General features: G+C 67.7%; 12 protein-coding genes and 4 pseudogenes. 12 read left to right on the plus strand and 4 right to left on the minus strand.

The genetic code is table 11. The features are described 5' to 3' along the window. Window positions 1–846: 846 nt before the first annotated feature. The 4 genes and pseudogenes from ACFWV2_RS32595 to ACFWV2_RS32610 all read left to right on the plus strand — a co-directional run. Window positions 847–1,161, plus strand: coding sequence for a hypothetical protein (locus ACFWV2_RS32595; protein WP_384410894.1), 315 nt, complete (start codon window positions 847–849; stop codon window positions 1,159–1,161). 1,387 nt (window positions 1,162–2,548) lie between these two features. Beyond that, window positions 2,549–2,764, plus strand: coding sequence for a hypothetical protein (locus tag ACFWV2_RS32600; protein WP_384410921.1), 216 nt, complete (start codon window positions 2,549–2,551; stop codon window positions 2,762–2,764). Window positions 2,765–3,416: 652 nt separating this feature from the next. Beyond that, window positions 3,417–3,728, plus strand: coding sequence for a hypothetical protein (locus ACFWV2_RS32605; RefSeq protein WP_384410897.1), 312 nt, complete (start codon window positions 3,417–3,419; stop codon window positions 3,726–3,728). Window positions 3,729–4,104: 376 nt separating this feature from the next. Continuing rightward, window positions 4,105–4,299: pseudogene (locus tag ACFWV2_RS32610) on the plus strand (ISAzo13 family transposase); the annotation flags it as partial. 470 nt (window positions 4,300–4,769) lie between these two features. Here the strand turns inward: ACFWV2_RS32610 and ACFWV2_RS32615 are convergent. Further along, entirely contained in the window at window positions 4,770–5,390 is a 621-nt protein-coding gene (locus tag ACFWV2_RS32615; RefSeq protein WP_384410900.1) for a TetR/AcrR family transcriptional regulator, read from the minus strand. A gap of 310 nt (window positions 5,391–5,700) precedes the next feature. Here ACFWV2_RS32615 and ACFWV2_RS32620 point away from each other — a divergent pair, with 310 nt between their 5' ends. Further along, window positions 5,701–6,294 carry an isochorismatase family protein gene (locus ACFWV2_RS32620; protein WP_384410924.1) on the plus strand — a complete coding sequence of 198 codons (594 nt, stop codon included), beginning with the start codon at window positions 5,701–5,703 and terminating at the stop codon, window positions 6,292–6,294. Between the two features lie 391 nt (window positions 6,295–6,685). Here ACFWV2_RS32620 and ACFWV2_RS32625 read toward each other — a convergent pair whose 3' ends face one another. Then, window positions 6,686–7,039 carry a hypothetical protein gene (locus ACFWV2_RS32625; protein ID WP_384410903.1) on the minus strand — a complete coding sequence of 118 codons (354 nt, stop codon included), beginning with the start codon at window positions 7,037–7,039 and terminating at the stop codon, window positions 6,686–6,688. Between the two features lie 7 nt (window positions 7,040–7,046). On the opposite strand from ACFWV2_RS32625, the gene ACFWV2_RS32630 reads away from it, so the two are divergent. Then, complete coding sequence (locus ACFWV2_RS32630; protein WP_384410906.1) at window positions 7,047–7,616, plus strand: SMI1/KNR4 family protein; 570 nt, start codon at window positions 7,047–7,049, stop codon at window positions 7,614–7,616. A 161-nt stretch (window positions 7,617–7,777) separates the two neighbouring features. On the opposite strand, the gene ACFWV2_RS32635 is transcribed toward ACFWV2_RS32630, so the two are convergent. Further along, window positions 7,778–7,930: a hypothetical protein gene (locus ACFWV2_RS32635; RefSeq protein ID WP_384410927.1), complete on the minus strand. Its 153-nt coding sequence runs from the start codon at window positions 7,928–7,930 to the stop codon at window positions 7,778–7,780. Between the two features lie 158 nt (window positions 7,931–8,088). Here ACFWV2_RS32635 and ACFWV2_RS32640 point away from each other — a divergent pair. The 6 genes and pseudogenes from ACFWV2_RS32640 to ACFWV2_RS32665 all read left to right on the plus strand — a co-directional run. Then, window positions 8,089–8,331, plus strand: a pseudogene (locus ACFWV2_RS32640) (TIGR04222 domain-containing membrane protein); the annotation flags it as partial. Window positions 8,332–8,380: 49 nt separating this feature from the next. After that, window positions 8,381–8,599: pseudogene (locus ACFWV2_RS32645) on the plus strand (PP2C family protein-serine/threonine phosphatase); the annotation flags it as partial. 565 nt (window positions 8,600–9,164) lie between these two features. Continuing rightward, window positions 9,165–9,641, plus strand: a complete 477-nt coding sequence (locus ACFWV2_RS32650; protein WP_384410909.1) for a hypothetical protein — start codon at window positions 9,165–9,167, stop codon at window positions 9,639–9,641. A gap of 116 nt (window positions 9,642–9,757) precedes the next feature. Then, a complete protein-coding gene (locus ACFWV2_RS32655; protein WP_384410912.1) occupies window positions 9,758–10,699 on the plus strand; it encodes a hypothetical protein in 942 nt (313 codons plus the stop codon). Window positions 10,700–11,121: 422 nt separating this feature from the next. Then, window positions 11,122–12,147 (plus strand): hypothetical protein, encoded by a 1,026-nt coding sequence (locus tag ACFWV2_RS32660; protein ID WP_384410915.1) that lies wholly within the window; start codon window positions 11,122–11,124, stop codon window positions 12,145–12,147. A 224-nt stretch (window positions 12,148–12,371) separates the two neighbouring features. Further along, on the plus strand, window positions 12,372–12,626 hold the full coding sequence (locus ACFWV2_RS32665; RefSeq protein ID WP_384410918.1) for a hypothetical protein: 255 nt from the start codon (window positions 12,372–12,374) through the stop codon (window positions 12,624–12,626). Between the two features lie 345 nt (window positions 12,627–12,971). On the opposite strand, the pseudogene ACFWV2_RS32670 reads toward ACFWV2_RS32665, so the two are convergent. Next, a pseudogene (locus ACFWV2_RS32670) lies at window positions 12,972–13,067 on the minus strand (IS5/IS1182 family transposase); the annotation flags it as partial.

A 13,067-nucleotide genomic window follows, 5' to 3' on the forward strand; every position in this document is an offset into this window, starting at 1 on the left:
CTCAAGCCGGGCCCACTGGCCGTTCGTCAGATCCCCACGCCTCACGAGACGTGATCATTCACGATCAAGATCGACTTTCGCAACAGGCCCTAGCCCTCGCTCACGTACACGGGCGCCTGGCCTGGTTCCTCGGCGCAGCGGCCACCGCCCTCACACCCGTCCTGCACGGGCGCGCCCTGCCCGCCGAACACGGGCCTACCTTCGGCGCCGTCCCACCGACCCTCGAGCAATACGCGGAAGCGGCCTCAAGCGGGTAATGCGCAGATTGCCGGGGTTTTGTGCACCTTCACCGGTGTCCGGATTGCCGGGGTTTAATGCGCACATCAATGTACGGAGTGGATTGCCGGGGTTTTCGTCGATGATCCCAGCCGCCATTCGGCCTTATGTGCATGACGAGGAGCGCTGGCGGAACGGCCTGCTGGCGGTGCGAAATAAAATGACGTACCGGCTTGCCCGTGTGGGGTGCTTCGGGCTCGAAAAGGGACGGCACCGCCGACGACAAGGCGCTTGACCGAGGCCCCTCCGCGGCCTTCCCCTGCCCCAGGGCCTGCAGCTTCGGTGATGCAGACGGTCGCTGACGTGGCCAAACTGCTCATGCGCAGCGGGGCCGTCGCATCGAGCTGCGCGTGGCTGCCCGGCCGGTGAGGGCGGGGTGAGCTCGGTCGCGCTGCTGACGTCGGCCGCAGCTCACCGTCTGCAAAGGCGCGCCGGCGCTGCCCGGAAGGGCGCGGTTACTTCCCTCCTGAGTGGTGCGAAAAACCGATAGGAGGGCGTCAACGCTTATTCGTCGATCACCATCACCCGGATGGCACACACCCAGACCAACCCCGAGGTCGTTTATGGAGCATGGCCACAGTAAAGTCCCCCGTCTCATTCCGCACGACTGCGGAAGAAGACGGAAAGGGAGACAGCGTTCAATCCGGGTCCACCCGGATTGGAAAGTGGAGGTACACTCCGCCCTCTACGGTCTGCGGCGAGACCCAGAACGCAACGCTGGGAAACGAAGATCTGAAAATCGATCTTCGGTACTCCTCCTCGATCCTTGATGACTTCCTCCAAGCGATGAGCGTGATCCAGACCGAGTTCGGCAGGCGGATGGGGAACGTAGCAGCGCCCGCGACAACTGCCGGCGAGTGCTCGGGGGGCAGCTCCCATGTATGAGCCGTACGGGTACCCGGACATGCACGGTCTCCCCGCCCAGCCGGAGACCCCTCCGTTCCTGGACCGGCCAGAGCACGTACAGCACCCGTCCACCGGACAACCACTCGGCGGGCCCGGCGATGCGCATTCGTGGGACCCGGTGGAGGAACTTGCCATCCTTCTCCAGGAGAGCGCTGCCCCGGGGCAGCCAGAGCCCTTCGCGCGAGTCGGCTTCGACGACCTCGGTGACACGGCAAGCGCCAGCGGATGGGGCGCAGGTCTGAACCGCACCGTGGAACATTCGCCCACGCCGCCCTCCGGCGGGCATCGCCGGAACCACTCGAAGTCGCCGGTAGTGACCCTGCTGCAAAAAGGCAGTGTCTTCACCGCCGTGTTGGTCGGTGTGATCGCCGCTCTGGTGAGCACTCTCAGCGGGCTGGCCATCTGGGACGCCCTGCGCCACAGCGCCGCTCCCCACACGGACCGTGCCGTGGTTAGCTGGTGGCCGCTGCTCATCTACGGCCCCTGGGTGGTCGCCTCTCTGTCCATCCTCCGATCAGCCCTGCACCAGCGCCGCGCGCTTCATTCCTGGTCCATCGTTTTGTTGTTCTCCCTTCTGGCCACGCTTCTGTGCGTAGCCCAAGCACCCAGAACGGTCGCCGCCGGGGCGGCGTCTGCACTTCCTGCCGTTGCGGCGCTTGCCTGCTTCCAACAGCTGGTCCGCCAGATCACCCTCACGCGACCGCCTCGCCAAACCACTCCGCGGCACCGAAACCCGACGCCTGCGTCCGTTCCGTCCAGGCAGACGGTCGCGGCTAGACGCAGCCCGGGTGGTGTCCCTCTCGGCTACCCCGCGGCAGACAACAGAGCCGTCCATTCTCCGTCCCACGGTCACGGATTCGGGTAAGACGCACATGGGTCGTGCGCGGGACAATGCCACTCGCACCAGTCGCTGTCATGGTCCCTGGCTCGGGCAATGGAAGAGGCGGTGGCGCGCGGTTGCATCAAGCGTCAGTGAGCTCCCGCAGAGGGTTGTGCGCATGCGCGTACCGTCAGTGCGGTGCGGCAAGTCGACAGTCCTGCCGTCGGTGAGATTGATCCGCCGTCCGAGCACAGGGGTGAGGACCCTGGGCAAGCCCAGCGGAAGAGAACTGCTGGGCGACGACGCGAGAGGGCCGAGCATCCATGGGGCGGCGACGCGAAGAGCAAGGGCAGTAACAGCCGCTAAGTCCCTGGCCAACCCGGTCCTTCCCACACGTCAAAGGGTGTTCGCCTGCACCTTTGCAACGAAGATCGAAACGGATAGTCACGGCCGTGAGCAGACTCAACCCGACGGTCTCCCTACCCGTACCTCCACCCGGGCATCTACCAGGTCCAGGACCTTGACCTGCAACCTGGTGACCGCCTCCTGCTCCACACCGACGGCATGCAGGAACGCGAAACCAAGGCGGTCGACCTGCCCGACCTCCTCCACAAGACCCCTGATGAGCATCCGCGCGAGGTTGTGCGCACCTTGGTCGGCGCGGTCACCGGCGTCTACGACGGCCAGCCGCCGCGACATGACGCGACTGTCCTGTGTCTGGGACTGGCACGGCCCCCGCACCGGCACCCCGCGACCTCCTGAGCTCAGCCCCGGCCCAATACCCGCACGGTGGCTGGCGCGGGCCGCGGCCACGATGGCGGCCGACACCGGCGCGTAGGCCGAACTCGTCCCCGGCGGCCGGCACCACCGGGTTCGCCGGGCCCTGCACAGCTGGTTGGAGATCCTGGAGCGGCACTTCCCGCCGAAGCTCCCCACCCTGACCGCACCGTAGCGCCCGCCGACCCGGCCAAGGAAATCCGGCCGGTGAGGGACGGGGCGCGGCCCCCGTCGGGGCCTCTGCTGGCCCGACCGCACCCCGTCCCTTCGGTCGTACGTCGCCGCGCAGCCTGCAAGATCAACCGGTCATGCCGAATGGGTTCTCGGGGCTCGCAGTAGGGCCAGGACTCGACGCCCTCGGCGAGCATCCGGCGGGCTCCTTCGCGGCCAAGGGGCTTGCCGCCGGGCATTTGTTCACGAGTTCCGGCTCTGGTCCACTTCGTGTGGTCGTGCGCGCGGAGTGCAGGCTCAGGTGAGAAGCGGACCAGCAGGCCCTGCAGCGAGAACGAGCCTGTGGACAGTTCTCCGTCTCCGCTACCGACAGCTCATTGAGTATCCGTACTCATGTGCAGGGCCCGTCACAGTCGCATGCTGACCTCATGCGGTTAACAGACTGTCGTGGGCACTGGTGGTGAGGATGGGACGCGGAAAAGAGCCGTCGACTGGTCAACAGGTTGGGGTCGGCCTGGCGCTCCTCATCCTCGACTTGATGGTCATCGCTTGGTTCGTGTTCGGCTATGGGATGGCTGGCTGGGCCGACAGCTATGACCAGGACAATTTGCCCGGTGCGCCCAAGATGGCGTGGCAGGGAATGTGGCTCCTGGTCGGTGGTGCAGTCGTCACAGGCGGCGGCCTCCTTGCCCTGCGGTGGCGCGCCCCGGGCATCATGCAGTTGATGGTCCTGGGGATCGGAGCAGGACTGCTCGCTGCCTTGGCCCTTTCTGATTAGGTCGTGACCGATGGGTTGTGTGACGCTCCTGCTGGGAACTCGTTCCGTGGGACATGGGGCGGGGAGATCTTTCGGATGAAGAGTGGGCTCGGCTGGAGCCGCACTTGCCCATGAATCACGGTCGGGTTGGACGCTGGCAATGCCACCGTCGTGTGATCAACGGGATTCTGTTCCGGCTCGATCGACGCCGACCTGGAGGGCCTGGGCGACCGGTTGCAGCACCCTATGCCGATGCTGAGGCTGGACGGGCCGGATGCTCCGCCGATTCCGGCCCGGGTGCCGCGGCTCGAGGCCACGGGTGCGGGAGCGGCGGGGGCCACCGGCTGAAGGGTGGTGACACTCGGGTTCACCGGCTGGACGGCGGTAGGCTTCGGCCCCACAGTCCTGCGCCGGTGGTCTGCGTAGTCCGGAGTTGACCGGCATGACAGAGCAGGTGCTGCACGCACTCGTCGACCAGCTGTCCCAGAGACTCGATGATCTACATGAACACAGGCGTTCCCGGCAGCGAGGAGGCGACCGTATGCGGTCTCGCGGCACCGGGACCAAGGACAAGCTGACCACCTCCACCCGCTGGCGGCCACGCCCACGCTCCGGACAATCGCCGCTGCCGCCGCCGGCCCCGGCTGGCCCCGCCCGGCCGGGCCGCCCCTGGCCGACGCCGCGGGCGAGCACCGGGCCTCCGGCCGGGCCGCCCGCGTCCGGGCGGAGCTCGCGGCGTGCCGCACGCCCCTGCGCGGCGCGCTCTCCGCCATGCTGCCGGAAGACGAGGCGCGGTCGCTCGCCGCCCGCGCCCCCGCGGTGCCGCCGCCACCGTCGCGCAGACCGGGCACGCACCGCACGTCGACTGCCCGCGGGAAACCGCCGAGGCGCTGACAGCCGCCGGCTACCACGACGCTTCAATGAGATCGTTTCATCTTGAATTCGCAGGTCGGGCCGCTGGTATGGGTGGAGATCGACGTGCTCGTGCTGCTCTCGAACGTGATTGTTAGCAGGTGATCGTCCGCCACGGGTCGGTTCGCGGTGTTCCGGGTGGTCCGCCCGCTACTCGCCCTGCCCGGTGAGCGTGCCAAGAAGCTGTTGGGCGAGCAGGGTTGCTGTGCCCAGGCGGGGGTCTTCTTCCTCGCCGGTGGCTTTGCCGATGACGGTGTCGCGCAGGGTGGCCGATACGGATGGGTCGGCGTAGGAGTCGGGGAAGGACAGAGCCATGAGGCAGACGCCGACGTTGGCGGACAGGATGGCGTGCCCTGCGGTCTCGATCGGCAGACGGAGTCGCCCCGCGTTCAGGCAGCGCCCCAGCGCCGCGTGCAGCAGTTCACGGGCCTCGCTGATGCCCTGCGGCTTGCTGCTCCCGGCCGGCGTGAACATCAGCCGGTAGAGGTGAGGGTTGGCCAGGGCGAAGGTGGTGTGGCTGTCCCAGGCGGTTTTCAAGTCGGCCACCGGATCGTCGGTCGTGGGGTTGGCCCGTTTGCTGGCCAGGAACTTCTGGAAGCCGAGGTCGGCTACGGCGGTGAGCAGCCCCTGCTTGTCGCCGAACTGCCGGTAGATCTCCGGCATGCCGACCTGGGCTTCGGCGCAGATGTCGCGAGTGGAGATGGCGAGCGCATCTTTGTCGGCGAGGAGGGCGGTGGTGGCGTCGAGGATGCGCTCTCGTGCGGTGGGCATGCTCTCGATGGTAGTCGCGCTTACGCCTTCCGCCTCGGGTGTGTTAGCGATTCTCTCGCTTCTCTGGATGGCTGCTTACGTATCGTGTTAGCGTCGATAACGTTGGGTGTTCCGGAAGGTTCGGTGCGCCCGCGTACCTGTACCCGAGGAAGCAGACCACCCGATGCGTGCCCCGATACTCCGCGCCACCGCCGCAGCAGTCGCCCTGTCCGGTGTGGCGATGCTGTCCGCCTGCTCGTCCGGGACCCACGCGGCCGACGCCAAGCCGACCATCGGGCAGACCGCACCCGCGAAGAAGGAGAACACTGCCGTGGAACGTACGACGCTGCGCCAGCTGAACAAGCTGAACGACTCCGCCCCGTCGCTGAAGGACTCGACCGTCGTGATGGTGGACTACCAGAACACCTACACCCGAAGCGTGATGGAGCTGGACGGCTGGGAGCCCGCGTTGGACGAAGGCGCGAAGCTGCTGGCCGCCGCCCGCAAGGCCGGTGCCCCGGTGATCCACATCCAGAACGACGCCGGTGAGGGCAGCCCATACGACACGAAGGCCGAGATCGGGAAGATTCACGACAAGGTCGCGCCGGCCGAGGGCGAGCCGGTGATCACTAAAACGAAGGCGCCGAACGCGTTCCTCGGCACCGGCCTGGCCGAGGAGCTGGAGAAGGCCGGGAACAAGAACGTGGTGATCGCCGGGTTCATGACCAACATGTGCGTGCAGTTCACCACGGCGGAGGCGTTCCTCCAGGGCTACCAGCCGACCGTGGTGGCGAACGCTTCCGCCACCCGGGGCGTGACCACAACCACCGGCAAGGTGTCCGCCGAGCAGATGCACCAGGGCGCGCTGGCCACCATCACCGACCTGTACGGCGTGGTGGTGCCCACGGTGGCCGACCTGGCGTAACCGGCACACCGGAAGCCCTCATTCGCCCCGGTGGGGGTGCGGTCCGTGGGCGGACGGACCGCACCCCCACCGGGGTTTCTTTATGTCAAGATTTCAAATTCCGTCGGGCGCTGCGCAACCTGCTCGCCGAATCCTCGGCCCTGGTCGGCCGGACCCACCGTGCCCAGCAGAGCTACTGGTACTGCACCCCGGCGGGCCTCGCCGAAGCCGCCGCCTCCGGTGAGCTCGCGCCGAAGGCCAGCCGGACCACGGGTAAGCGCATCGCCGCCAGCAAGACAGGCCTGCGGGAGCACGGCCTCGCTCCGGTCGACACCCTCATCGCCTTCCACCAGGCGGGGGCGGCACCCGCCGATGGGCCCCGGTCGCGAGAGGTCTCGCCGCTACCTCAGTGTCAGGGCAGTATCGGCGACGTGGACTGCCATGCGGGGCGGAGGAGCGCTGCCGCTTGCTCGCGTGCGTCGGCCAGCCAGGTGGCGCGTTCTTCGGGGAGCGAACCGGTGACGGTGCGGAAGACGACCCTGCGTACGTCGGAGACTCCCACGTACGGCAGCACGCATGCCGCCCAGACACTCTGCAGTGGATCACCGAATTCGCTCTCCTCCCGGTCGGCGGGAGTATCGGAGGTGTTCAGCACGAGGGCTCGGCCGGCCTTCAGCAACCCGGCGGGTTCGCCCTCCGCCGTCTCCAGCTTGTACGCGACCCCCGGCGCCAGGACCCGCTGTGCACGATCTACAACACGGCACAAGGCGGATATGACTGCACCCAAAGGAGTTCCGGCCGACCGCTCACGCGTCGTTGAGCTGCTCGGTGAGCCCCGGTTCAACAGCTTCTTCGACCCGGCGTGGGAAGGGCTGGAGAGCGAACTGGGGCTTGCCCTGCCCGACGACTACAAGTGGTTCGTGTCAGCGTTCGGCCCGTGCGTACTCCACGGCACGTTCTACGTACCTCATCCCCAGGGGGTGTCGCTGAACCTGCCGGACTACATCGCGTACGTCTCCGAGGAGGCGCGTGACGCCCGGGAACACCTCCCCGAGGAGTTCCCGAATCCCGTGGTGCCGGAAGCGGGAGGACTCGTCCCGGTGGTCGAGACCTTCCAGGGGGACCGCGTGTTCCTCCGGCCACCGGCAGACGATGACGGCTGGACCGTCATGGTCGGGTGGGACACGATGAGGTGGGATTGGCACCGCATGGGGTTCGTCGCGTTCCTCGAACGCGTACTGGGCGAACCGCCGGAGATCCCGCTCATCAGCCGAGACTCCTTCGAATGGCCGGAAGTCCCGTACCGGCTGAGCGAGTACCGGAACGCGAACTCCGCGTCCTGACCGGCTCCGCCCGAGGAAGGCGCCTGTTCCTGGGGAAACCCCCTCGGGGCAGGCGCCTTTTCCTTTCCCGAACGCCGTCCGCGGCGAAAGGGCCGAGGCCAGCCGCAGGTGCTGCCGTTGAGCGCGAAGGCTGTAGGGGAGGGGTTCGAGCCGGTGTGGGACTACAGCCGGTGTTCCCGCGCGGGGTCGAGGGAGATCTGCGTGCCGAGTCCTTCGTCGGCGGGGTGGAGGTCTTCGGCGGTCAGGGTGATGTGGCGGATCCGGGTCCGCTGGAGCGCGAGTGAGTCCAGGATCCGGAAGGTCGCCGACGGCAGGTCTTCGGTGTGGGCGGTGGCCTGCGGGAGCGCGCGGGTGCGGTCGACGGCGGAGCCGTACGGAACAGGTGAGGCGTACGCGACTGTCCGGTGCTACCCAAAGTGATCGCGTGCCAGCAGACTTTGAGGGATGGGTAGGCCGTACTGCCAGGTGGCGGATGCAGGCCGTGACGGGGGCTGGTTTGCGGCGGGTGTTCCGGTGGATCGTCAGGGGCTCGGAGGAGACGAGACCCCTGGACGTGTATGACGTGGCGTTCTTGGCGGGCGGGGCCCGGCATGTGGTGGACAGTGCGGTCACCGCGCTGCACCAGCGTGGGCAGCTGGTTGTGCACAACGCACAGGTCCATTCCGTGGAGGGGAAGCAACCTCTGCATCCGGTTGAGCGCGTGATGCTCGCCTTGTGCAGGCACCCGACAAACATCGACATCGTGCGAGCCGTCCTGCAGCGCTCCCCGGAGGTTGCCCGTGGTACCGGGGCTGGAGCTGGCCTGCCACTACAAGACCGCCTCCCCGCAGGAAGTGGGCGGCGACTTCTACGACGTGTTCCCCGTGGGCGGGGGCCGGTGGGCGTTCTTCCTGGGCGATGTGCGCGGCAAGGGCGCCGAAGCCGCCATGGTCACCTCATTGACCCGCTACACGCTGGGGGCGGCGGCCCGGATCGTCGCCGACCTCACCCCAGCAGCCCGCGGCCGCATCCGGGCCCACCTCATCGCCCACCCCGACGCCCTGGTCAGCGGAGCATCCGCCGCACCCCGTTCCGTCCAGGCCCTCATCACCACCCTGGCCGACCACGACGGTCACCGGAGTGCGGGCCCCGGCCTGCCTGCGCTGCGGACACGTCCGGCCGCTGCGCCGGGCCGTCCCGGGCGGCCGGGTCTGTCTCGGTTGCGAAGGGATCCTCGCCAATCGCGGCAACACCGGCGCCTGCACGGTCTGCGGAACCATCGGACCGCGACCGAGCCGGAACACCTGCGCGGCCTGCCGGCGGCGGCAGGCCGCGGCTACCCGCACCTGTCGGTCAGCAGGACGGGGACCAGGGCGACGGAGCTGGCGACGGCGAGGACCCCCAGCGGTGACCGCCGGTCACCCGCACACGACGCTCTTGGCGGCGAGGCCCCGCCATGCACACCAGCAGCCACACGGTCCTGTACACCCCCGACGGCTGATCGACGGCCTCCCGCTCGATCGCGAACCGAACGAGTGCCTCGTCACGGCCGTCCTCGCGTGGACCGGCGTGGACACACTCACCACCCGCGACTTGGAGCAGATCGCCCTCCAGCTCACCGGCCGCCGCGCCGACGTCCGCCGCCGCGCCGACCAGCTGCCGAAGAACAGCGGGCCCAAGGCGCTCGGTGACGTCGTCCTGCGCGAGGCAGAAAGCCGGCGGAACCTGGCTCTCACGCTTCCGCAGGTGACGCGACCGGGCCTGGTTGCCAGCGGCAGCCGCCAGGCCGAACGGATGGACGTAAGGACGAGCAGCTGTTGTGGCGCCGACCACGACCTGCCGGGCCCGCAGCCGGAACAGGACTTCGCGAGGCGTTACAAGGCGCCCCTCCCCCGGACCGGGTGGAGGGGCGCCTTGTGGTTGCGGTGCTCAGGCGTCGGGCTCTTGCCGGTAGTAGTCGGGGGCGAGGTGCCGGAGCTGGTCATCTTCCTCAGTGACCGGTTCGAGGAAAATGTGCAGGCCGTCATCGAGCCGTGGTGGTCGTAGCTGAACCAGGAGTCCACCACCCTGTAGGGGTCGCTGCGAAGGAGCACGGGACGGAAAGCGCTACTTCATGGTCGGAGCCATCTGGCAGGGTGTGGCGTGTGACAAGCGAAGGCGATATGAGCAAGGACAGCGAGGCGTGGGCGATGAATATCCTCGCCCAGTTGCGCCAAGGCAGAAAGGAGGCACATGCGCGTCGCGACGCGCTTGCGGCAGCGGTCGACGAAATAGCCGACGGTTTCACGCAACTGGGCCTCAAGCCTTGGAAATCGGAGCGTAAGAGCCCGGCGCGAGAAGACATGAAGGTCCCGGACGTCATGCTCGGTGACCGCGCCGAACCAGCCGCAACGGTTCTCCGGTATGAATCAGCGGTCAACATCCTCAGCGCCGCCGATCAGCTTCGGGGTTTCGCCGTCCTGCTTCGTGCAGAGAAATCGCTGATGGGCGCGGTCTCGGTCGCGCGTGGCGTCTTCGAGGCGTGCCTGTGGGCCACAGCGGTAATTGACCCGACCATCAGCACTGACGAGCGCCTGCAACGTGCCCTGACGCGTCGCCTCGCACGACTCTCGGCAGGTATCCGTCTCAGGGAAATGCTCGGCGGCGATACCGATGCCGACCAGCTCGTTGAGAACGACGGCGACGTGGATGGCGCGCACGGGATCAACCGCGATCCTGCGAAGGACATCAGCGACATCTTGGCTTACGCCAAGGACCGGGGGTGGCCTGTGAAGAGGGGCCGTCGCACTCCCGAGATCACGCCCCTTTCGATTGACTGGCTCAGCGAGAACCTTGAGCGCCGTATCGGCGTCGAGGGGTACGCCTGGACGAGCGGCTCGTCGATGGCTCACGGCGAGCATGCTGCCGACACGGCGGTGTGGGTTGAACTGTCCCAGGACATCGGCACAGCTCCGGCATGGTTGATCCAGTTGTGGTCGAACGGTGCTTGGGCGGGACCGCGTCTCTTCCTTGCAACGCACGCCGCCTACACAGGGAAGGGCAGCCTGCGCCGCGAGTATCAGCGGTTCGAAGAGTTGTTCTTGAGCGGGGCCGGCAAGAGCTGAGGCCCTGGAGATCCATACAGCATGCTCTCCTGCGCTACGCCCGCCGTCCTCGCTGCACCGAGTGCAAGGCAGCGTTCACGTACGAGCGGTGGCAGGCGGTGGAGTGCACGGCTGGGACGCCCTCCCTCCGGAGGCCCGTCCGACCCTGTGCAGGAACCGCGACCAGCGACGCGGGACCGACTGGCCTGGCCGGATGCGACGTGCCAGGAGCAGGAGCCGGCCGTGCCGGAGCAGAAGGCCACCGGCTTGCTCTGGCGCCTGCGCCACTGAGCTGGGCACGCCTCCCGACCAGCCGCGCTTCTCCTTCTGGCAAGGACCAGCCTGGCGAATTGGATGGATACGACGGAGAAGGCACGTCATGCTGGAGGCGATCGATGAGAGGGGGGAACCGTGAGCCGCGGGCAGACGAGAAGCACCAGCGCTTGCTGGAAGCTTTCGTGTTGAGGGCCCGCAGGGTGGAGGAACACTCGCTGGCCGCCGACTGGGACGCTCTTGTCGAGCTGACCCGCATGAGCATCAACGTCCGTGTCGACCGAGGCGAGGTCCGGATCTCGTACGAGCTTCCGCCCGAGGAAGTAGTCGAGTCTGCGGCAGCGCGCATCAGGCCAATTCTGCTGGAGCAGGAGGACTGCTTTCACATGAAGGCGCTCTCGGCTCTGGGCTACACCTGTCGAGCAGCGCCGCGAGATGCGGCGTGGATACGGGCCACACGTACTGAGTGGCGGACACGGGTAAGCCCCTCCACGCGCGACGAATCCGGCTATTGGGTCATGGTCGCTGACACGTCCACGGGCGAAGAGCGTGACCTCGATGCGCATGGGCTGGCCATGGCCTGGATCTACGGAGACGTGGTGCATCACGATCCAGAGCGACGCAAGGAAGGCGACACCTTCGGACTGCGCGATCGGTTTCGCGCCGCTGTGCCCCTGGTGGCCTGGGCGATGGTTGGCACGATCGAACTCCTGAATTTCGTCCGGGCGCTGAACGAGGCCGGGATGCTGAAACTTCGGCAGGAAGTGTTCGACGAGCAGGTCGCCTTGAAGTCGACCGCGTGGGAAGAACGTGCCGAGATGTACTACGCACCCGTCGGCGCTCAACCTCCCTCGCTTGCCACCTCTGCCATGCCCGAGGGATGGCTCCCTCTGAGCAAGGCATCTGACCTGTCGGTCTTCCGTCACCACATTGCGGGGCAACTCTTGAACGCGGAGCGCTCACCATCCATGACGTACCTCCCCTCACCCCAAGAGATCGAAGCCGCTCGCACGCCCGCCGGCGGTTGGAAGCGAGACCAGCTCGCCGCTTGGGGCGTTCCGTGGCCCCCGCCGAAGGGCTGGAAGGACGAGCTGGTCGAACGCTGGAAGGCCGCTGCCCGCCCGGACGGCCCCCCGGCGCCCCCGCCCACTCCGGGCCCGGCCGACTTCGCACAGGAGACGCTCGACTTCGGCTGACCGACGACAGCAGGGCCGGACAGGATCCCCCTGCCCGGCCCCGCACTCGCCAGCTGAGGAGGATGCGCGGCCCTCGCCCAAATGGGAGATTATCCACCAGGACGTCCTCCAGCTAAAGCGCCGTCCGTGAAGCCCTGCGCCGCACCCGCTCCGCCCTGCGCCAGTTCCCCGACCTGATCGCCGCCCGCGGCACCGACATCGTCACTATCGACGCCAAAGACCACATGCCCAGCACCGACACCGGCCGCTACTCGAGCAGCACCGCCACCCTCAACGCCGGCCTCCAGCTCACCGCCATCCACGCCCCGACCCCGCTCTACTACGTCTTCGGCGATCTGAAAGTCCTCACACCCGCCGAAGTCCTCCACTACACCGACCACGCCCTGCGCCACTCGAGCGGCGCCTACCACCTCTTCAGCACCCACCGCGCCCACCCCTTCAACGACGTCTTCGGTTCCGTGGCCGCCCGAGCCGCCTGACAGGCAAAGACCCTGGCCCACAGGCACGCCGTAGTGCAGACAAGCGGGGCGCATCCCCGTACTTCTGGAGCCTCGGCCGGCCCGGCACCGCCTCGGCAGCGGTCCTGCGGATCCTGGTACGTCGCCTGCGCCTGTCCCGTAGGGTCCCGGTAGCCCGTGCCGATATGGCGTGCGCGGGTGAGGCCCGGCGCCCAGATGCGCTCTGGGAGCAGTACCGCCGGGCCGCCCCCACCCTTCTGGCCGTGCGTCGACACCAGGCCGAGCGGGTGCTTGCCCAATTGGGCAAGCACGATCTTCCTTGCCGTGCGCGAGCACCAGGCCGTCGCCGCCGTGGTCCGCGAACCGTTAGGTCCTGTCTGACAAAGGATCTTGGATGGGTTCGCGGAGCCAGAGGATGAGTGAGGCGAGGTGGACTCCGGCCTTGTAACGGGCGGCGAGTTT

Origin of the sequence: Streptomyces sp. NPDC058671 (assembly GCF_042716475.1) — a bacterium.
Taxonomy (GTDB): domain Bacteria; phylum Actinomycetota; class Actinomycetes; order Streptomycetales; family Streptomycetaceae; genus Streptomyces.